Here is a 20,510-nt window from a genome sequence, read left to right as displayed (position 1 = left end):
CTCATTGCCTGAGATTATTAGTGCCAAAATAAAGCTATTTCCTGTTCAGGGCTTTATATTCTTCATAACAGCCGCTAATAGCATCCATTATCTGTAAGTCGTTGGCAGTTGTAATAAATTGCTCGCTGTAATTGCAACGCTCAAGTATATCGGCTATTTCATCTTTGCTAATGCCTAATAAAGCCGAAAGTGTTTCGCGGTCAAATTTGTTGGCAAGCAAATTACGCACAGTATCATCTTTTTTCATGTCGCGAAGCCTGCGCATTTCAGTAGGTTTTTTACCAAAAGTATTGTGTAAAAAGTCGGCCGGGTTAAATACCGAACTCACGATCTTTTTAAACGCATTAGGCGAATTCTCACCGCCTTCATATCCCTGTGGCAATCCTGCTATGCTGTAACGATAGTTTTCTCGCACAGGTGCAAGTTTACTGTCTATTTGTAAATATCCTGTAAGGCTGTATTTGTTAATTACAACTTCTTCAAGGGTTTGAGATCTTTCGGTAAGCGGAATTTTAGTGTTCGTAGCGTTGTTTATCCAGTCGTTAGTAACGCGAACTTTAATGGCCTGATAGCCAATAAACGAAACGTGAAGCGTGTCGTTGGTACTGGCTTCTATAGTAAAGTTACCTTTTTCGTCGGTAGTAGTACCTTTTACTTTATTGATGTTAATAATGTTTACGCCGGGTACAGGCAGTAAAGTAATATCAGACACAATTGTGCCCGATACAGTTTCTTTCTTCTTGGTTTCTTTAGTTTGTCCAAAAGCAACTGAAAAGGAAAGTATTGAAAATAAAAAAACTACAAAATATCTCATCGATTGTTTATATGCTTGTAAAGGTAGTAAACAAACGCGATATTTTGTAGTTAGTATATAAGTATGCTAAAATATTTTTTTAGTCTTAGCTTCTTCTTGGCCTTCTTTCTCTTGACTGAGAAGAATCAGACCTGCGTGGTGGCCTGCCTGAGTCTCTGCCTGAATCTCTTCTTGGCGCGCCTTCGCCTCTGTTTTCACCTCGTGGTGCACGTCCGCCAAACGATTCGTTGCGTCCGCCGTAGCTGTTACCTCCACGTCCGTTATGGTCTCTGCGTCGGCTGTTAGAACCTCCGTCATTTTTAGAAACCTCCACGTTTATGCGACGGCCTTCAAGGTGCATTGCATTAAGCGTGTCAAGAACCGCATCAGTGTGTTCTGCATTAGTATTAAAGAAAGAGAAACCTTCTTTAACATCAACTTTAAAGATGTCATCGCGGCCAAGTCCAAGCGTGTCACGAAGAAAATCTTTAAGGCTCATCCAGTCAAAGTTGTCACGGCTTCCTATGTTTACAAAGTAACGTGTTGCACCGCCATCGCTGTTACCGCCGCGTGTTGCACCATCGCGTCTGTCTCCTGCAGATTGTGCAGAAAGATCCCTGTTCTTTTTATAGTAGCTTATAAACCTGTTAAACTCAACCGATACCATTTTCTTGATAAGTTCCTCTTTAGTAAGGTCTTTCATAACCTCATAAATAGCAGGAAGGTAAGAGTCTATTTCGTGGTCAACCTCTACATCCTTGATCTTATTTGCAAGGTGGAAAAGCTGTATCTCGCATATTTCAATTCCTGAAGGAATTGTTTTCTCTTCAAACTTTTGTTTGATGATTCTTTCAATAGCCGATATTTTGCGTATCTCGCTCTTAGTTACAATAACTATAGATGTACCCAGTTTGCCGGCACGGCCTGTACGGCCACTGCGGTGGTTGTAGGTTTCTATTTCATCCGGAAGCTGGTAGTTAACAACGTGTGTAACATTATCTACGTCAATACCCCTTGCAGCAACATCGGTAGCAACAAGCATTTGTATCTGCCTGCCACGGAATGACTTCATTACCCCGTCACGTTGTGCCTGAGAAAGATCGCCGTGCAATGCAGCCGCGCTGTATCCGTCTTCAATAAGCTTTTCGGCAACTGCCTGAGTGTCCCTTTTGGTGCGGCAAAATACTACCGAAAAAATATCAGGGTTAGCGTCGGCAAGGCGTTTTAAAGCCTCATAACGGTCGCGTGCATTCACTACATAGAACTCGTGCGATACGGTAGATGAACCGGAGTTTTTATGACCTACGGTTATTTCTAACGGTTTGCGCATAAACTCTTTTGCAATGCGTGCAACTTCCTGCGGCATTGTTGCGCTGAATAACCAGGTGCTTTTATCATCCGGCGATGTAGACAGGATGTTAACGATATCGTCATAAAAGCCCATATTAAGCATTTCATCAGCCTCGTCAAGTATACAGAAATCTATTTTAGAGATGTCTACAAGCCCACGGTTGATCATGTCCTGCATACGGCCCGGTGTAGCCACGATTATTTGTGCACCACGTTTAATTTCCCTTGCCTGTTCTGTAATGCTGGCACCTCCATAAACGGCAACGGTATTAACGCCTTTTATGTATTTAGAGTAAAGTTTAATTTCGTTTGTAATCTGTAAGCAAAGCTCACGGGTAGGAGATAATATAAGAGCCTGTGTATATCTGTTGTCGGCATCTATCTTCTGGATTAGGGGGAAACCAAACGCAGCGGTTTTCCCTGTACCAGTTTGTGCAAGAGCCACAATATCTGTATCTTTTTCCAATAATAGGGGAATCGCTTTTTCCTGTACTTCTGACGGATTTTCAAATCCTAGATCGGTTATCGCCTTCAGAAGCGATTCATTCAATCCTAATTGTTCAAATTTATTCATATATGATTTTAAAATAGCTGCAAAGGTACTGTTAATTAGCGATATAAACTAATTGGTGTTGCAGTTTTATTTTAATTAATCATTTTGAAAATCAATTAGTTATATTTTTAAGAAGTCTATGAGTTGTTTAACAGCCCTGCCACGATGGCTAAGTTGTGCTTTTTCGTCAAGCGAAAGCTGCGCAAATGTAAGGTCTAAACCTTCCGGTTTAAACACAGGGTCATAGCCAAAACCAGCTGTTCCTGCCTTCTCTGAAGTTATAGTGCCGTTTACAATACCTGTAAACAAATGCTGCCCGCCTTTAAGGTTGAGGGCTATAACAGTTTTAAAGTTAGCATTGCGGTTGGGATTACCGTCAAGTTCTGTAAGCAGTTTCTCCATATTGGCTTCTGCGCTTTTTTCTTCGCCGGCATAGCGTGCCGAATATACTCCGGGGGCACCATTAAGGGCATCTACTTCAAGTCCGGTATCATCAGCAAAGCAATCGTAACCAAACCTTTTGGTAACATAATCGGCTTTAAGTATAGCGTTTCCTTCTATTGTATCGGCAGTTTCGGGTATATCTTCAAAACAGCCAATGTCTTCAAGGCTTAAAAGTTCAATACTCTCGGGTAACTGGTGTCTTATTTCCTGTAATTTATTTTTGTTGTTCGAGGCAAAAACGAGTTTCATATTTTATAAGGATCGCGGTTTTCTTTACTGGTAATGGCATCGGTTAAGTTAGCTATTAAAAACCAACGCACATTTTTGCCTTTTCTTACTTCGGCAGCAGTTATTATAACCGTAAAAAATTCTACAATATTAAAAACCAGCACAAATGATATATACATTATGTAATACATGTCGGGAGTGTTTTCGTCTATCAGAAGCCTTATGGTCCATCCTATGGCTATACTGTTAAATGGCACCATAATAGCTTGAGCCAATATGGCCTGTATGCAATGCCACCGTACAAAGTAGGATGATTTTCGCTGCCCAAGATAAAATAAAAACGAAGCTATAACATTTACAATAGGTAGCGGAACTCCGGCAATAACGGCTACCACGGCCATTAAATAGCTGTTGGATGCCTGCTCGATTTCGTGAGGATAGAGCTGTTCTGTTTTGTCTATGTATTGTGTCATAATTCTTTATAAATATTCCAGCCCCAGTTTGCCAATACTAAAACCACTAATGGTATAGCTACCCATTTTATTCTTATAAATGTCTCAGCTTTTTTATAACTGCTGTATAAAGAGGCTTTTTTATATATAATGTCGTGCAAAAGCCAAAGTGGCATTGCTATCATTATAATGCTGATTAAAAAGCCAAGCGGATTAATTAATAAGGCACTTTTAATATCGCCGTTTGCAATTAGTAATACCGATCGTGTGCTGCCACAGGACGGGCAGGCTATTCCGGTAACGTTTTTAAACATGCACAGGGTGTGTTGGTTGTGTATCAAATCTAAATAAGATATGAGTATATAAACATAACCCAGCAGCAATGCTAAAAACAGTACAAGATATAGCCTGTTCCTGCTCATGGTTTATTATAGGAATACCTGTAGTTTTTCCATGTTTTTTTGACGTGTAGCATCAGATATAAGAAACCAGTCTACCAGTGCCCATATACCAAAGCCGCCACATGTTAACAGTTTGCCTACTCCAAGGCCAGTATCGCCAATTAAAAAACGGTCAATACCAAGGCTTCCTGCAAGTATCGATACTATTAATATGGTTGTAGGTTCTTTAAGTTCTACAGCCTGTATCATTGCCCATTTAGAATCATCTGCCTGTGCTAATCTTTCGCGAATGTAGTTTAGGTGTTGTCCCTGAAAATATTTTGCATTGCTCATCAGGTACATGTCTACTTTTTGTGAATCCATCGTTGGTTGGTGTTTTGTTAAAGATTGGTTAATAATTACGTAAAACTATAAAATATTTTTTGCTGTGCAAGTTTTGGTTAAACTTTAATAGGTGTTATATCTTATATTGTTTAAATTGTATATCATATAAGTAATGATTTTGTGTTTTTTGTTACAGGCTTTATTCAAAAATATTATGACAAAAGCAATTTAATAGTTACTTTTGGTGCGTTTTTAAACAAAAGAAAACTTGGATTATGGTAAAAGATCTGTTTGAAAGGATTCAAAAAAATAAAGGGCCATTAGGCAAATGGGCCAGCCAGGCCGAAGGATATTATGTGTTCCCTAAACTTGAGGGGCCGCTTTCTAACCGAATGATGTTTCACGGCAAAGAAGTAATAAACTGGAGTATAAACGATTATCTGGGTCTTGCAAATCATCCGGAGGTGCGCAAGGTAGATGCCGAGGCTGCTGCCGAATATGGAGCTGCTTACCCAATGGGAGCAAGGATGATGAGCGGGCACACAGACTGGCACGAAAAATTGGAGCAGGAACTGGCTTCGTTTGTTCATAAAGAGTCGGCCTATCTTTTAAACTTTGGCTATCAGGGTATGGTGTCTACCATAGATGCCCTTGTGTCTAAAAACGATGTTATTGTATATGATGTAGACTCTCATGCCTGTATTATAGATGGTGTTCGCCTGCACATGGGCAAGCGCTTTACATACAAGCACAATGATGTTGAGAGTATAGAAAAAAATCTTGACCGCGCCACTAAAATGGCCGAAACAACTGGTGGGGGCATACTGCTTATTACCGAAGGTGTTTTTGGTATGCGTGGCCAACAGGGTAAACTAAAAGAAATAGTTGCCCTTAAAGAAAAATATAATTTCAGGCTGCTTGTAGACGATGCTCATGGTTTTGGTACCCTTGGTGCTACCGGAGCAGGGGCAGGCGAGGAGCAGGGCTGCCAGGATGGTATAGATGTTTATTTCAGTACATTTGCTAAGTCTATGGCAAGTATTGGTGCATTTATTGCTGCTGATAAAGATATTATAGACTTCCTTAAATACAACCTGCGTTCGCAGATGTTTGCTAAGTCTTTGCCAATGGTGTTGGTTAAAGGTGCGCTTAAACGTCTTGAGCTTCTAAAAACCACTCCGCAGCTTAAAGACAAACTTTGGGAAAACGTAAATGCACTGCAAAACGGCCTTAAAGAAAGAGGATTTAATATTGGCGACACCAATACATGTGTTACGCCTGTATATCTTGAAGGCAGTATTCCTGAAGCTATGGTAATGGTAAACGACCTGCGCGAAAATTACAGTATTTTCCTTTCTATAGTAGTATATCCTGTAATACCGAAAGGCATAATTTTGCTAAGGATGATCCCTACGGCTACACACACGTTGGAAGATATAAACGAAACACTTAGTGCTTATGAGGCTATTCGTGAAAAACTTCAAAACGGAACGTATAAAGAGATAGCAAGCAGGACAACTGTTGATCTTGATGCTGTTGCTGAATAATAACAGCAGAAGTTTAAAATAAAAAAAAGGGAGACATTAATTTGTCTCCCTTTTTTTATTGTCTTTGATAGCGTTTATTATATCTGATAACTCAACACTGATGGCAAATCCACGACGGGGTTTGGGTATGTAGCGAATTATTTCTAAACCCTTTTGGATTTTATAAAAAATTTCACATCACTTCAATGTGTAAATAAGAACATTTTTGTTAAAAGTGTAAAAAAAAATTGTATTATTACCTAAACTTAAATGCAGAAGTCACCACTTAGAAAATAGGTCGTATTAAGCCTTTATTTAAAATTATGCATAAAAGAAAAGTTTAAAAAAAACAGTATAATAGTCTAATTTTTAAAACAGGTCAACTTTTCAGCCTGGCAAAGTGCAAACAGAAAAGACAAATTAATCAACAATTTATTATGAAGAAAAAATTATTTTTATGGCTTAGTCTATGCTTATTTTATAATGCATCAGTATTTGCACAACAATCAATTTCTATTTCCGGCCCCTCCACTGTTGAAGTTGGAGTTCCACAAAATTATACTTTTACTTTTAATCCTGTATATCCATCTAATAATGGAGTTCAGGCAGACATGTATATAATTACCCAGTGGATTGTAACGACAGATTCGAATGGTGGCTCAAATGGCACCATTCCTGGGTACATTGGGTCAACAGCAAATCAAGAAAATTATTATAGTGACCCAACTTATGAGGGTTCCAACCCGAAAACAGTTTCAATACAATGGGGAAATGGATCAAGTAGCTCTTCTGACAACGTAACGGTTAAAATAAGTGGGATATATCGTAAAGCCAGTACAGGAGAAAATATTGGTTATTTCACTTTTCAACCACAAGCTGTAAAACAGGTAACAGTTCAAAGAATTGAAAATCCGGTAATTCAAGGGCCATCGGCTATAGCAAGTTGTAGCCAAACAAACCAAACCTATACTATTGCTAATGGTTCCAATAGCGATATAAGACTTTGGTCTGTTACGGGAGCTACAATAATAGGTTCAGCAACAGGGAATTCTGTTTTGGTACAACCAAACTTAATGGGAAATTTCAATATTAGCTGTACGGTAAAAAGGTCTGGTGCTAACCCAAATTATTCTAAAAGTAGTACAAAAACTGTAACAAGGCTACCATTTACAAGTGCTGCCACAATAACAGGTGCTTCAACATTTTGTACATCAAGCAGCTATACTTTGAACGGGCTTTTGCCGAATCAAACAGTCACCTGGAGTTTATCTGGTCTTAATGGGGTTTTAAGTTCAACAACTGGAACATCAACAACCGTTACGGGGGTTGGTAACAGAAATGGAGATATAAATCTTATTGCTACAATTACTAACGCTTGTGGAGAAACCTTCACTATTGTGAAAAACTTAACAATCGGTGTTAACGGCTTATTTGCTGTATTGACTACACCATCTGGATATCCATATTCTTATCCCTATACTAATGCTCCTGAAGGCTGTGCAGATGCATTCTATGTATTTAAAACCTCCAGTGAAAATACAAACCTCTACAACTCAACTAAAAAAATGCAGTTTACATGTAATGGAATTACTGTTACTAAACTGCCGGTAGCAAACTATCAATTCCATTTGTATGCTTCAGATTTTAATATTCCTCAAGGTAATAGTTTCGTAGTAACCGCAAAAGTTGTAAATAGTTGTGGTGTTGCAGTAAATCAACAAACGTTTACATTGTACAGGCCAACATTATGCCAATGTGGAATTGGTTCAGGTTGCCTTCAGCTACCAAGAATGGCAAATCCAGGTAGCGATATAAATGTGAGTATCAAAAATTTTAAAGTGTATCCAATTCCATCAGATTCATATTTAAACATTGAATTAGTTTCCGACTCTATTTCATCAAATGTAGAATTATCAATTTATAATATGATAGGGCAGGTTGTCAAGAAATTGAAAGTAACTGATAAAAGTACAACCATAGATGTAAGCAACTACGACAAAGGTGTTTATTTTATAAAAATCAACAATAATGGTGTGTTAGAAAGTCATCAGTTTATTGTTAAATAACTTTACAAAAACATCCATTTTTGGTAAGCCAAAAATGGATGTTTTTTATTCAAGTGATTTAAACTTTTTTATTTTTTTGAGGCTATCACTATAAATGCTAAGTAATTCCGTCCTTTCCAAGAGCTATGGTTGTGTCATATCTATTTAGAAGAGACCTAAAACCATCTAACATGCATCTGTACATTTAAGCATATACTAGTCTTAATGTTATATGTTTAGTGGCACAAATATTTACAACCCTTTTTAATTTTAAAAAAGTTTAAACCACTTCAATAAGAATTATTACTCTTTTATAAATTTTGCAGAATAATTTTTACCTTCTTTATCCTGTAGGTTAATTATATAAGTACCTTTTGCAAGTTGCTGTACCGGGATTGATGTATTTTTTATATCCTGTTTTTTTACAAGCTTGCCTTCGAGGTTGTAAATAGTGGCCCTTACAGGCTCAAACGATGCACTTCCCTGTATGTTCAATACTTCTTTTGCCGGGTTAGGATACAATGTGAACATCTTGTTTACATTATCCTGCACACTAAGTGTAGAACCTTCTACAACCAGTATAGCACTGTCTATTGTAGGATAGTCTATCATGTCTATTGTGCCAGATGGCCATATAACTACCAGTTTAACAAGCTCTGTAACACTTCCTAAGCCAAAATGAGTATTTAAAGAACTCATGTATCTAAAGCCGTCGCCGCTTTTTACATCTCTTATTTGCTGAGACCAAGGGGCACCGTTGGCATAAATAACTACACGTGCACCAATACCGTTACGGTTGCTTTCTACACCCTGTAAATGCACTTTAAGATAATGATTGTCATTACCGTTATTAATGTGCAGGGTATTGCCGTTTTGTATATCCAGGAAACCATCGTTATTAAGATCGCCAATGGGACCGTTACTTGCCGAAACGGATATTGGACTAAATGTCATGTCGCCATTGTTGTGCATAATGATATTTCCACCGCCAAAAATATCCACATAACCGTCATTGTCAAAATCGTGTGCAGTATGCTCTATATTGGTAGTATAACTTTCAAATCCTGATCCTACTGTTACATTTGTAAAAGTGCCGTTGCCGTTGTTACGCATAAGTTTATGCGGACTGCTGCTGCCACCCACCAGTACATCCATATCGCCGTCATTATCAAAATCGCCCCATGCGCTCGACCAAGATTGATGCAAATCTGCAAATCCGGCTTGCTGTGCTACGTTTGTAAAGGTTCCGTCGCCATTGTTGCGATGCAACTCGTCTATAGCGGCATCACTTCCGCCACGGCATTTGGCAATAAAAAGGTCGCTGTCGCCATCATTGTCATAATCTATCCATATAGACCCGTAGTTTCCTCCGGATGCAAAATCGCCTAAACCTCCCTGATGAAAAGTAAACCCACCTGCACCGTCATTTAGGAAGTAGCAATTAGGCTGAACATCGTGGCATACAAAAGCATCCAGATTACCATCGTTATTAATATCGACAAAATTGGTGCGCTGCGAGAAAAGATACTGTGTAGATATAAATGCCGTTTCAAAAGCAGTTCCGGTAGCATTTGCAAGCATTACTGTAGCACCGCTGCCGCTGCCATATAACAGGTCGTTAAAACCGTTCTTGTCAAAATCGCCTGCTGCCATACTCCAGCTTGGCATATATACAGTTGAAGGCGCTGTAAGTGACGCTTGGGTAAAACCTGAACCGTTAGCACTTTGATATAACACATTCACACCATTGTTTACAGGTGCCACAATATCGTCAAGATAGTCTCCATTGAGGTCTACAATGCAATACTGTGTCCCGGTCATGGATATACTTTGTTGTGAGAAAGAGGTAGAGCTTGGTACTGACTCCGAAAGGGTGAAATGAAAAGAGTTACTGTCCCAGTTATTATCAAATGCTATATAATAGGTAACTCCGGCAGTTGCGGTAAAATTTGCCAAAGATGTTAGTTGCCCGTTGCCTGCATCGTCATTTCCTGCAACGCAGATCAATGTTTCGCAGTTGCCACTATATACATGCACGCGTGTGTCTCTGTTGGGATAACCGCTCACATTGGTGTTAACAGTGGCTGTGATTGTTGCTGTGGGGGTAAAAGAAAACCAAATACCTAAAGTAGTCGGATTGTTTATCTCTCCTGTACAAATTAATGATGGTACCTGGCTTCCGGCCGTAAACACTGCATTATAAGTGCCAGGTGTAATAGGTGTGGCGGTAGCGCATGTGCCCTGTGCGCCTGCAAAATGCCACCCAAGTAAAGCAAGTAAAGTAATTTTTAGTTTCATAGTTTTACTCTTTTATAAATTTGGTTGTAATGGATTTTTGATTTTTATCATGAAGCACAATAACATAGGTGCCTTTAGTTAAATGTCTTACAGATATTGCAGAATTGGAGATATCTTCTTGCGCTGCTAATTTCCCGTCAAGGCTATATATACTTGCTTTTATCGCACTAAAATTATTGCTGCTTTTTATGTTTAGGGTTTCTTTTGCCGGGTTAGGATATAATGTAAATTTGTCGGCATTTGCATCAAGCCTGCTTAGCGGAAAAGAACCCTCTACTACCATTAGCGATTGGTTTATGGTAGGGTTGGGGATATAATCTACTGTACCCGATGGCCATTTTACAACAACCATATCTAAGGCATCTGTTTGACCCAAACCGAAATGTGTATTTAACGAACTCATATATTTAAATCCTTCGCCGCTGCGCACATCTCTTATTTGTTTTGTCCAGCCATCTCCATTACCCAATATTTCTACCCTTGCACCTATGCCGTTGCGGTTGCTTGTAGTACCCTGCAGTAGTATCTTTATCCAATTGTTTCCGTTAGGATTTCCATAATATATAGCATTATAATTTAATATGTCAAGAAATCCATCATTGTTTAGATCGCCTACAGCTGCTGCATAGAAACTAACATTAACAGGACTAAAGGTCATATCTCCATTGTTATGCATTAGGCCGCTACCGCTGGATAGGTCTACAAAGCCGTCGTTATCAAAATCATGGCTTATATGTTCATTGCTTGTAGACGTCCCGAGACCCGATCCTGAAGATACATCAGTAAATACGGTATTTCCGTCATTACGCATTAATTTATTGTATCCGCCATATGCACCTATCATTACATCCATATCACCGTCGTTGTCAAAATCTGCCCATGCCGCAGACCATGATTGATGTAAGTCGGCAAAGCCTGCTTGCTGAGCCACATTGGTAAAAGTGCCGTCTCCGTTATTTCTCAACAGCTCGTCTAATGCTGCCTGATTAGATCCTCCCCGACATTTGGCTATAAATAAATCGACATCGCCGTCATTGTCATAATCTACCCAGATTGAGCCATAATTACCCCCCGTTGGATAATCTCCTAATCCTCCCTGATGAAAAGTAAATCCGCTATTGCCATCATTCAAAAAATAACAGTTAGGCTCGAAGTCATGACAAACAAACGCATCCAAATGGCCATCGTTGTTAATGTCGACAAAGTTTGTGCGTTGTGAAAAAATATATTGTGAAGATTCGAGTAAGGTATTAAAAGCAGTACCATTACTGTTTGCAAGTACTAAAGAGGCTCCTGCGCTATCTCCATACAACAAATCATTATAACCGTTATTATCATAATCTCCCACTGCAATGCTCCATGAGGGTCTGTACCGGATTGTGGGAGTACTTAAAGTTTGAGGTATGAAAGCTCCACCATCAGGATTCTGATAGAGAACATTTACCGAATTTACGATTGTAGGCGAAATTATATCGTCTAAATAATCGCCGTTAAGGTCTGCAATGGCACATTTGCTACCTTCAAGTTCAAAATATTGTGGAGTAAAAGGCTGCGGTACATAAGTGTTTTCCTGTAAATTAAATACAAAATTCTCGTTACTCCAGTTATCGTCAAAAACAATGAAATAGGTAGTGTTCTCCACAGCTGTAAAAGTTGCTAAAGCGGTAGTTCCGTTGCCGCTGTCATCATCTCCTGTTACACATACAAGATTATTACAAACGCCGCTGTATACATGTAGTCTGGTATCTGTATCAGGATATCCGGTTACTGATGACCGTATTGACGTTGTGTATGTAGAAGTAGGTGTGTAGCTATACCAAATACCTTTTGTAAGCATGTTATTTACACCATTTGTACAAATAATAACAGGTGGTGTGCTCCCGTTTACAAAAACCGCATTATGCAAACCAGCTTGTATGGCAACAGCATTTTCGCAATTTGTTTGTGCTTTTGTCCCAATGCAAACGGTTAATAATACTATGGCAATTTTAAGTTTCATAAAACTATCCTTTTATAAACTTAGACGTATATTGTTTTCCGTCTTTACCCTGAAGTATAATAAGATAGGTTCCTTTTGCAAGTTGCTGCACCGATACAGATGAGTCTTTTATATTCTCTGTTTTTACCAACTTTCCGTCAAGGCTGTATATGCTGGCTTTCTGTGCACTAAAATTATTTATGCTTTTAATGTTAAGTGTTTCTTTTGCCGGATTAGGATATAATGTAAACTTATCAGCATTTACATCAAGCCTGCTAAGCGGAAAAGATCCTTCTACAACAGCAAGTGCCTGGTTAATTGTTGGGTTTGTAATATAATCTATAGTACCCGATGGCCATTTTACAACAACCATATCAAGAGCATCGGTAAGGCCAAGGCCAAAATGGGTGTTTAATGAGCTCATATATTCAAAACCATCGCCACTGCGCACATCCCTTATCTGTTTTGTCCAACCATTGCCTTCGCCAATAATTTCTATCCTTGCGCCAATACCGTTGCGGTTGCTGGTAAGCCCTTGTAAAAGTATTTTTATCCAGTTGTTGCCGTTAGGGTTTGCCATATGGATAAAGTTGCCGTTTACAATATCTAAAAAGCCATCGTTATTTAAATCGCCAATAGGGCCGCTGCCTGCGCTAATGGGTATGGCCCTAAACGTCATATCGCCATTGTTGTGCATTATTTTATTGCCACCGCCCAATACATCTACAAAGCCATCGTTGTCAAAATCGTGTGCCACATGCTCATAGCTTAAAGATGCATCAACATCAAAGCCTGAGTTGGCACTTATATCTGTAAATGTACCATCGCCGTTATTGCGCATTAGTTTGTGTGGACTTGCGCTACCGCCTACAAGAACATCCATGTCGCCATCGTTATCAAAATCTGCCCATGCAGCCGACCATGACTGGTGAAAATCGGCAAAACCAGCTTCCTGTGCTACGTTTGTAAATGTTCCGTCGCCATTGTTGCGGTGCAGCTCGTCTATAGAGGCACTGTCTCCACCACCACGGCATTTGGCAATAAACATATCCATATCACCATCATTATCATAGTCGATCCATATAGAACCATAATTTCCGCCTGACGGATAATCGCCTATACCACCCTGATGATAAGTAAACCCTCCTGCACCATTATTTAAAAAATAACAGTTAGGGGCAGTGTCATGACATATAAAGGCATCAAGGTTACCGTCGTTATTGATATCTACAAAATTAGTGCGTTGCGAAAAGATGAATTGTGTTGACTGCAATACCGAAGAAAAGCCTGTACCGGTATTGTTTGCAAGCAGTAAAGAGGCTCCGCCATAGTCGCCATACAATAGGTCGTTATAGCCGTTTTTATCAAAATCGCCTGCAGCCATACTCCAGCTTGGGTCGAAGTTAAAAGGAGGGGTAGTAAGGGTGGCTGAGGTAAAACCCCCATTGTAATTTTGATACATTACATACACATTCTGGAAATTTTGCTGGGCACCCCCTGGGGCAACAATGTCGTCCAGATAATCGCCGTTAAGGTCTACCACACACATTTTATCGCCTAACAGACTAAAGTTTTGGGCTGTAAAGGGCGGAATTACAAGAGCATCCTCACTAAGCCTGAAAGCAAATGCATTGCTGTCCCAGTTATTGTCAAAAGCTATATGATAGTTTACTCCCCTGATTGCGGTAAAACTTACTATAGATGATTGGTTGGGGCCGCTGTCATCATCTCCGCCTACGCATACAAGGTTATCGCAGCTTCCTGAATATACATGAACACGGGTATCTCTGTTAGGGTATCCCTGAACGCTTGTACTGATAGTTGCAGTATAATTGGCAATAGGAGTATAGCTGTACCAAATTCCCATAGTAGGGTTGTTGCTAATTCCATTAACGCATATAGTGGAAGGCGGTGTGCTTCCCTGGGCAAATGTAGCATTGTGTAACCCGGGAATCAATGCGGGGGCATTACCGCAGTTTGTTTGTGCTGTAAGGCATAGCGGTGCCAAACAGAATAGGGCAAGTGTAAAGATCTTTTTCATGTTTTTTATTGTGTTGTATTAGGTTTTTTATTGGCAGGGTCCGTCCATGTTGGTAATCCATTCATTTATCATGGCAACAGCTTCGGTATGAACAATCGTGCGCCCCATAAGCGGCATCCTTTCAGATTCTAAAACACTGTTCATGCGATAATAAAGTGCAGAGCGCATAGGCACTCCTTTTGTAACGATATAAATTAGAGAAGGGTTTATGTTCTCTTCTGTACGCATGCAAATGCCAAGATTTTGAGGAGTGGTGGTTTCGCTAAAGGCAAAGCGCATAGAACGGTAGGAGCAGTGCGCACCTTCACTATGGCAATGTGCACAGTTAATGTCGAGATATGAACGAACCCTTAGTTCCAATGGTTTGGAGGTGTCAGTCCAGTCTATTACAGAGGTAATGTTTTGAGGTGCAGATTCAAGATATCCTTCGCTTATCCAGCGCGAAAGCTGGTTTTGAGTGCCATCGGCATACGTATAATTCTTGTTGAGGTTTTGAGGTTTTGGCCCTATAGGTATAGCCATAGCCGGATTGCCTGATTTATGACATGTAAAACATTCGTTTTCAGAAGGTATCCTGTAGTTGATGGATTTTGTTTCGCCATTTTCCAACCAGGATATAGGCACATCCCTGCCAGCCAAATCAAGAGTAGCTTCGGTTTGCTCGTCATTCCATATATAATCGGCAAAGATCCAGCCATTGGCATCGGACGTTTTAATCATCAATCGGGTTTCAAGAATGCGGGTAGTGTTGTTGGGCAACACATTGTCATAGTAAAAGTTTTTTATCAGTACTGTCCCTTTCGGAAATTTAAGTACTTTACCATCACCGTCATAAGTCGCTTTTGTTCCCTCCGGCATCCACACAAACCTCTTTTTGTGGGCATAATCGGTAAACAGCGTGCTGCTAAGGTCATAAGGTATAACTTTTAGTTCCGGTTCAAGGTTTTTCATGTCTCCTTTAAAGAATTTATACTGCGAAAGTGTAGGGTAGGGTACTGTAGAAAGATCTACATGTACAGGTGAGATTTCTTTGTAATCATCAGAGTTGTCAGAGCCGCAGGATGTCAATAAAATAAGGGTAAACAGAAAAAATGTAGTTTGTAATTTGTAAAGGTTTTTCATGTGGTAATCGTAGCAATTTTAAAGAATAATTAACAAATATAATATAAAACTGTTATCGATGTGAATTAAGTGTAAAAAAAAATAGCCCCGTGAGTTAAGGCTATTTATTTTGTAACTATTTTATTATAATTTAGTTAAGGGCAAGGTTCGTTCATACCGTTTATCCATTGGTCTATTAAAGCCACGCCCTCCCTATGGGCAATTGTACGGCCAATTAAAGGCATCATTTCGGCTGGGTCGCTGGTTCTCATTCTAAAGGCAAGTAGAGAGCCTAAGGCATCCTGTTTAGCAATTATATACTGCTCATCTCCGGTCACAAAATCCTGTGGAGGCACACATATTCCTAAATTGGTATCTATGTGTGTTTGGTTGAAGGCAAGATTCATAGGAGTATAACCGCAGGATCCTCCAGGTGTATGGCAGTGTGCACAATTAATGTCGAGATAAGAACGTGCCCTTAAATTTAAAGATTGCGATGTGTCTTCCCAATTTACAGTACTTTGTATAGAAGAAGGTGCCGTGTTAAGATAGCCAAATTCTATCCATTTTTGCAACTGGTTTTGTTCTCCGTTGCTGTAAACATAATTTTTGTTGAGGTTTTGAGGCTTAGTGCCAATAGGTTTTGGGGTATCGTTAAGTGTATGGCATGATGCACATTGCATTTCTGACGGTATTCTGTAGTTTATTGTGCGGTAAATATTCCCCTGATACCAGCCTATCTGTTTTGTGCTGGCGGCAGGTGTCAGTACAGCCTCGGTCATATCATTATTCCAAACATAATTGGCAAATACCCATCCATCTGCCTTTTGTATCATAATGCGGGTTTCTATAATAACTGTGGCGCGTTCAGTACCCGCATTATCATAATAAAAGTTTTTTATGAGTGCTGTGCCCACAGGAAAGTCCAGCACTTCGCCATCGGCAGTATAAGTAGCCCTGGTTCCTGAAGGCATGTAAACAAATCTCTTTTTCAGGGCATAATCTGTAAACAGGCTGCTGTTAAGATCATAAGGCAACACGCCATATACGGGTTGAAGGTTTTTAATATCGCCCTCAAAAAAATGATATTCAGAAAGGTTGCTGTAGGGAGCCTCTTCCAGATTAAGCGTTACAGGCGATTGCGGTATGATACTGTAATCAGACTCATCATCATTACCACATGAAATTAACGATAGAAATGTAAAAATGAGTAGTAAATAAGCTGTGTATTGTTTTATCATTAGTCTTTGTGTGTTTAAAGACAAATATATACAAAACACTACAACTCCAGCTTTACCCTGTAATGTTTTAATCCGTCTAATGCTTCGGGAGTGGTGTGGTCAAATGTTTCTTCATGGCGGTTGCGTTCGTTTTTAAGGCTTATACGCTTTACCGAATTATAAAACCTGCGTACTTCTTTAGGACTTGTAAGTAAGAGTTTCGGTACAGTTACATTTTTGCCGTTGCTGTCTTTTGCAACCATAGTAAAGTAAGAAGAGTTACAGTGTTTTTCTATGCCGGTGCGGATGTTTTCAGACGTTACACGTATGCCCACAACCATTGAGCTGTTGCCCACATAGTTAACCGATGCTTTCATGGTAACAAGCTCGCCAACCTCTATAGGGTTCAAAAAATCTACAGTGTCTACAGATGCTGTTACACAATAGCTTCCGCTATATTTTGCTGCACAGGCAAAAGCTATCTGGTCCATAAGCATAAGAATATATCCTCCATGGATTTTGCCGCTAAAATTGGTGTGAGACGGCAACATGAGTTCAGATATGGTTACTTTAGAGTCGTTTACACTTCTGTAGATTTCTTCCATAATACTTTTATTCTTTAAATAGTCCTTCGTCGTTGTTTTGCTCTAAAAGTGCATCTTCCTCTTGTTGAAGGGCACGGTTAACGATGCTTTCCGGTAGTGACTTTTTAGCTTTAGCCCCCATCTTTTTAAGTTTTTCGATAGAAACTATAATGTTACCACGGCCGTCGAACAATTTGCCCATAGCGTTTTGATATTCGCTTTGCGCATCTTTCATTTTATTGCCCACTTTGGTAAGGTCGCTAATAAGTCCTTCAAATTTATCATACAGTGCACCTGCCTGGCGTGCAATTTCATAAGCATTTTCCTGCTGTTTTTGGTTTGTCCACATACTGTCTATGGTGCGAAGGGTAGCCAGTAGGGTAGAAGGGGTAACAATAACAATATTACGTTCAAACGCTTTGCTGTAAAGCGATGCATCTTCACTAAGGGCAAGTGCAAATGCAGGTTCCATAGGAATAAAAAGCAGTACAAAATCCGGACTTTCTATTTTATAGAGGTCATGGTAGTTTTTATCACCCAACTGGTCTACGTGGCGCTTTATTGCATTTACATGCTCTTTTAAATGCACCATTTTAAGCGGGTCATCATCTGCATTAACATAGCGTTCATAAGCTACAAGTGATACCTTGCTGTCCACAATCATTTTCTTACCATCGGGCAGGTTTATTACAACATCGGGCAGCACACGGGCACCATCTTCGAGTACATGGCTTTGCTGAACGTAATATTCTCTCCCTTTTTCAAGACCTGATTTTTCGAGCACACGTTCAAGCACCAACTCACCCCAGTTGCCCTGCATTTTAGTATCGCCTTTAAGAGCACGGGTAAGGTTAAGGGTTTCCCTGCTCATATTTTCGTTCATTTCCCTAAGCCCCAGTATTTGTTGGCGCAGTGCAGCATGATAATCAATACTTTCTTTATGGGTGTCTTCTACCTTTTTTTCAAAAAGATATATTTTTTCCTGTAGCGGTGTAAGTATGTTCTTTAAGTTCTCACGGTTTTGTTCTGTAAACTTATTCGATTTTTCTTCAAGTATCTTATTCGCCAGATTTTCAAACTCTTTGGTGAATTTTTCGCGAAGTTCTTCGGTCTCAGCACGCTGTTCGCGCATACGCTCTAAAAGGTTGTCAAAATCAGCCTCTTTTTTTGTAAGCTGCACATTAAGGGCGTCTTTAGTTGTGCGCAAGTCGTTGCGTTCCTGTTGCAGCAGCACAATTTGTTTTTCTATGGTGCTGCGTTCTGTTATGGACTGCTGTTTTAACTGCTCTATGGTTTGCTGAAGGCTGTTTTGGCGTTCTTCAAGCACTTTTGAGTCGGCCGACGCCTTTGCGGAAAATATAGACTTGCCAACAAAAATGCCTATGGCAAGGGCAATTACAAAAGCAAGCAGTAAAATAAGGGTATCGGGCATTGTAAGGAAATTTGATAACCGTAAAAATAAATAAAAATTTTTAGGCTATACGTGCAACGGTCATTATCTATAGTGTTTCTATATAACCGAGAAATCGCTTACGGGAACTACTATTTTTTTACCTGATGCATCGGTTTCATCTATTATATAGAGTACCCTGAAATGAAAGAAACTGATACGGGTATTATATTTTAAAAAGAAATCATAATCTACGGTTTCACTCTGATGTTTTTCTAAAAAAGCCGTATCGGCAACAAATGCCGGACTGTTGTTTTTTGTAAGTAGATAAGCATGGTTTTTTCCTCCAAAAGCAATATCATACAGTTTATCGCCTCCCGCTATTGTTTGCTTCTGTTCAAAATTGCTTTTTTTAAAACGGATATAGACGGTGTCTTTGGCTTTTACTGCGTCATAAGCGTGAGTTGCAATTGTTTCGGAAAAATCAAGGTCTTTGAAAATTGAAACCAGTTTTTGGCGCATTCGATAACCAGATACCTCTGCTTCAATGAAACCGTCTGCCTGAAGTGAATTGAACGTAACCGACTTAATGCCCTGATACATTTCAATAAAATAATCAGGATAATTATTAAAATTTACTTCTGATTTTGTGCCATTTGAAAGGGTAACTTCTTTAAGGTTGAGCTGGGTTGCATCGAGAGTATTGATGTCTGAAATTAGTTTAAGGAACCGGGCTTTTTCGTTCTCTGTTACGTTGAGTTTTCGTATGAGATTTTTGCCGTCAATATTGTACAGCCCATATCGATGCATAGCTCCGTCAGATGACAGCACCAAATAGCTAACGGCAAATTCGCTGTTGTAAGATCTCACAATTAATGCATTGTTATCGGTAAGTTTTAATAGCCCAATGTAAGGATTGGCGGTTATTGAATTTTGCGTAAAGTTTATTTTTGGAAGGATGGTTTGCTGGGCTACGCAAAGGTTTGTTATCAGCAAAAAATGAAAAACTATTTTAGACATGTATTATGACTGTTGTATTTACAAAAATAGTGAGATTACCATTGTTTTTATATATTTGATACTTAACATTGTTGCTATATGATGGCTAATTACACTACATTTAAAAAATATACTGATGTTGCAGAGGCTAAAAACCTACAAAAGTATTTATTAGAGAATGGCATAGAATGTTTATTTATAGATAATTCGCCCAGATTGGGAAGTAGTTTTTCAGGAGAATTACTCAAAGAATATGAGATACAGCTTAAAAAGCAGGATTTTGAAAAGGCTGAAATCCTTTTAGAGCAACAGGCAGAAAATATGATTAAAGACCTTCCTGAAGATTATTATATGCTGACATTTACAAATGATGAGTTGTATGATGTTGTATTGAAACATGACGAGTGGAGTGAGTTTGATTATGTACTGGCGCGTAAACTTTTAGCCGAACGGGGTAAAGCCATAGATGACAGCCTTATTAAAAGTTTACGTAAACAACGTATTTCTGACCTTGCCCAACCTGAAAAAGATCAAAAGGCTTGGGTTGTTTTTGGATATATTTCAGCACTATTAGGTGGATTTTTAGGGATTATAACGGGATATGTACTTTTAACCGTAAAGAAAACTTTACCTAATGGAGAACGTGTTTACACTTATGCTGCGGCTGACAGGGCACACGGCAGGATTATCCTGATCTTAGGCATTGCTGTACTCGCTATAAGCATCGTTTTAAGAATTGTTGAATAGCAGATTTCCTAAAATTTCAATTCGCAATACTTTTTG

At 39.3% G+C, this 20,510-nt stretch carries 17 protein-coding genes; 3 read left to right on the top strand and 14 right to left on the bottom strand.

The window, feature by feature from the left end; genetic code table 11:
* Positions 1-34 precede the first annotated feature (34 nt).
* From GR160_RS14540 to GR160_RS14515, 6 genes are all read right to left on the bottom strand, one after another.
* Positions 35-814, bottom strand: a complete 780-nt coding sequence (locus tag GR160_RS14540) for a carboxypeptidase-like regulatory domain-containing protein (protein ID WP_160750618.1) — start codon at positions 812-814, stop codon at positions 35-37.
* A gap of 85 nt (positions 815-899) precedes the next feature.
* On the bottom strand, positions 900-2,717 hold the full coding sequence (locus tag GR160_RS14535; RefSeq protein WP_160750617.1) for a DEAD/DEAH box helicase: 1,818 nt from the start codon (positions 2,715-2,717) through the stop codon (positions 900-902).
* 99 nt (positions 2,718-2,816) lie between these two features.
* The gene (locus GR160_RS14530) at positions 2,817-3,389 is read right to left on the bottom strand and encodes a non-canonical purine NTP diphosphatase (RefSeq protein WP_160750616.1); all 573 of its coding nucleotides are present in this window, start codon (positions 3,387-3,389) and stop codon (positions 2,817-2,819) included.
* Positions 3,386-3,841: a DUF4870 domain-containing protein gene (locus tag GR160_RS14525; RefSeq protein WP_160750615.1), complete on the bottom strand. Its 456-nt coding sequence runs from the start codon at positions 3,839-3,841 to the stop codon at positions 3,386-3,388. Before GR160_RS14525 ends, GR160_RS14530 begins: the two co-directional genes overlap by 4 nt.
* On the bottom strand, positions 3,838-4,242 hold the full coding sequence (locus tag GR160_RS14520; RefSeq protein ID WP_160750614.1) for a DUF2752 domain-containing protein: 405 nt from the start codon (positions 4,240-4,242) through the stop codon (positions 3,838-3,840). Before GR160_RS14520 ends, GR160_RS14525 begins: the two co-directional genes overlap by 4 nt.
* 6 nt (positions 4,243-4,248) lie before the next feature.
* Positions 4,249-4,584 (bottom strand): TM2 domain-containing protein, encoded by a 336-nt coding sequence (locus GR160_RS14515; protein ID WP_160750613.1) that lies wholly within the window; start codon positions 4,582-4,584, stop codon positions 4,249-4,251.
* 236 nt (positions 4,585-4,820) lie between these two features.
* Between GR160_RS14515 and GR160_RS14510 the strand changes: the two genes are divergently transcribed.
* On the top strand, positions 4,821-6,092 hold the full coding sequence (locus tag GR160_RS14510; RefSeq protein ID WP_160750612.1) for an aminotransferase class I/II-fold pyridoxal phosphate-dependent enzyme: 1,272 nt from the start codon (positions 4,821-4,823) through the stop codon (positions 6,090-6,092).
* A 416-nt stretch (positions 6,093-6,508) separates the two neighbouring features.
* Positions 6,509-8,137 carry a T9SS type A sorting domain-containing protein gene (locus GR160_RS14505; protein WP_160750611.1) on the top strand — a complete coding sequence of 543 codons (1,629 nt, stop codon included), beginning with the start codon at positions 6,509-6,511 and terminating at the stop codon, positions 8,135-8,137.
* Positions 8,138-8,419: 282 nt separating this feature from the next.
* On the opposite strand, the gene GR160_RS14500 is transcribed toward GR160_RS14505, so the two are convergent.
* The 8 genes from GR160_RS14500 to GR160_RS14465 all read right to left on the bottom strand — a co-directional run bounded on the left by GR160_RS14500 (position 8,420) and on the right by GR160_RS14465 (position 19,748).
* A complete protein-coding gene (locus GR160_RS14500) occupies positions 8,420-10,414 on the bottom strand; it encodes an FG-GAP-like repeat-containing protein (protein WP_160750610.1) in 1,995 nt (664 codons plus the stop codon).
* 4 nt (positions 10,415-10,418) lie between these two features.
* A complete protein-coding gene (locus GR160_RS14495) occupies positions 10,419-12,413 on the bottom strand; it encodes an FG-GAP-like repeat-containing protein (RefSeq protein WP_160750609.1) in 1,995 nt (664 codons plus the stop codon).
* Positions 12,414-12,417: 4 nt separating this feature from the next.
* Positions 12,418-14,433: an FG-GAP-like repeat-containing protein gene (locus GR160_RS14490; RefSeq protein WP_160750608.1), complete on the bottom strand. Its 2,016-nt coding sequence runs from the start codon at positions 14,431-14,433 to the stop codon at positions 12,418-12,420.
* A gap of 27 nt (positions 14,434-14,460) precedes the next feature.
* Positions 14,461-15,555, bottom strand: coding sequence for a hypothetical protein (locus GR160_RS14485; protein ID WP_160750607.1), 1,095 nt, complete (start codon positions 15,553-15,555; stop codon positions 14,461-14,463).
* Positions 15,556-15,689: 134 nt separating this feature from the next.
* Positions 15,690-16,775, bottom strand: coding sequence for a hypothetical protein (locus GR160_RS14480; protein ID WP_160750606.1), 1,086 nt, complete (start codon positions 16,773-16,775; stop codon positions 15,690-15,692).
* 38 nt (positions 16,776-16,813) lie between these two features.
* Positions 16,814-17,359, bottom strand: coding sequence for an acyl-CoA thioesterase (locus GR160_RS14475; RefSeq protein ID WP_160750605.1), 546 nt, complete (start codon positions 17,357-17,359; stop codon positions 16,814-16,816).
* 7 nt (positions 17,360-17,366) lie between these two features.
* Complete coding sequence (rmuC, locus tag GR160_RS14470; RefSeq protein ID WP_160750604.1) at positions 17,367-18,770, bottom strand: DNA recombination protein RmuC; 1,404 nt, start codon at positions 18,768-18,770, stop codon at positions 17,367-17,369.
* A gap of 78 nt (positions 18,771-18,848) precedes the next feature.
* Positions 18,849-19,748, bottom strand: a complete 900-nt coding sequence (locus tag GR160_RS14465) for a hypothetical protein (RefSeq protein ID WP_160750603.1) — start codon at positions 19,746-19,748, stop codon at positions 18,849-18,851.
* A 78-nt stretch (positions 19,749-19,826) separates the two neighbouring features.
* Here GR160_RS14465 and GR160_RS14460 point away from each other — a divergent pair, with 78 nt between their 5' ends.
* Positions 19,827-20,474, top strand: a complete 648-nt coding sequence (locus tag GR160_RS14460; protein WP_160750602.1) for a hypothetical protein — start codon at positions 19,827-19,829, stop codon at positions 20,472-20,474.
* Positions 20,475-20,510 lie beyond the last annotated feature (36 nt).

The organism is Flavobacterium sp. Sd200 (assembly GCF_009826935.1).
In the GTDB taxonomy this organism is placed as follows: domain Bacteria; phylum Bacteroidota; class Bacteroidia; order Flavobacteriales; family Flavobacteriaceae; genus Flavobacterium.
Note: the sequence above shows the minus strand (reverse complement) of the source record. Positions and strands in the feature narration are given on the sequence as shown.

Excerpts from the sequence above, each read along its gene's own strand:
- GR160_RS14540 (WP_160750618.1), bottom strand. The coding sequence starts at position 814 with ATGAGATATTTTGTAGTTTTTTTATTTTCAATACTTTCCTTTTCAGTT.
- GR160_RS14535 (WP_160750617.1), bottom strand. The coding sequence starts at position 2,717 with ATGAATAAATTTGAACAATTAGGATTGAATGAATCGCTTCTGAAGGCG.
- GR160_RS14530 (WP_160750616.1), bottom strand. The coding sequence starts at position 3,389 with ATGAAACTCGTTTTTGCCTCGAACAACAAAAATAAATTACAGGAAATA.
- GR160_RS14525 (WP_160750615.1), bottom strand. The coding sequence starts at position 3,841 with ATGACACAATACATAGACAAAACAGAACAGCTCTATCCTCACGAAATC.
- GR160_RS14520 (WP_160750614.1), bottom strand. The coding sequence starts at position 4,242 with ATGAGCAGGAACAGGCTATATCTTGTACTGTTTTTAGCATTGCTGCTG.
- GR160_RS14515 (WP_160750613.1), bottom strand. The coding sequence starts at position 4,584 with ATGGATTCACAAAAAGTAGACATGTACCTGATGAGCAATGCAAAATAT.
- GR160_RS14510 (WP_160750612.1), top strand. The coding sequence starts at position 4,821 with ATGGTAAAAGATCTGTTTGAAAGGATTCAAAAAAATAAAGGGCCATTA.
- GR160_RS14505 (WP_160750611.1), top strand. The coding sequence starts at position 6,509 with ATGAAGAAAAAATTATTTTTATGGCTTAGTCTATGCTTATTTTATAAT.
- GR160_RS14500 (WP_160750610.1), bottom strand. The coding sequence starts at position 10,414 with ATGAAACTAAAAATTACTTTACTTGCTTTACTTGGGTGGCATTTTGCA.
- GR160_RS14495 (WP_160750609.1), bottom strand. The coding sequence starts at position 12,413 with ATGAAACTTAAAATTGCCATAGTATTATTAACCGTTTGCATTGGGACA.
- GR160_RS14490 (WP_160750608.1), bottom strand. The coding sequence starts at position 14,433 with ATGAAAAAGATCTTTACACTTGCCCTATTCTGTTTGGCACCGCTATGC.
- GR160_RS14485 (WP_160750607.1), bottom strand. The coding sequence starts at position 15,555 with ATGAAAAACCTTTACAAATTACAAACTACATTTTTTCTGTTTACCCTT.
- GR160_RS14480 (WP_160750606.1), bottom strand. The coding sequence starts at position 16,775 with ATGATAAAACAATACACAGCTTATTTACTACTCATTTTTACATTTCTA.
- GR160_RS14475 (WP_160750605.1), bottom strand. The coding sequence starts at position 17,359 with ATGGAAGAAATCTACAGAAGTGTAAACGACTCTAAAGTAACCATATCT.
- rmuC (WP_160750604.1), bottom strand. The coding sequence starts at position 18,770 with ATGCCCGATACCCTTATTTTACTGCTTGCTTTTGTAATTGCCCTTGCC.
- GR160_RS14465 (WP_160750603.1), bottom strand. The coding sequence starts at position 19,748 with ATGTCTAAAATAGTTTTTCATTTTTTGCTGATAACAAACCTTTGCGTA.
- GR160_RS14460 (WP_160750602.1), top strand. The coding sequence starts at position 19,827 with ATGATGGCTAATTACACTACATTTAAAAAATATACTGATGTTGCAGAG.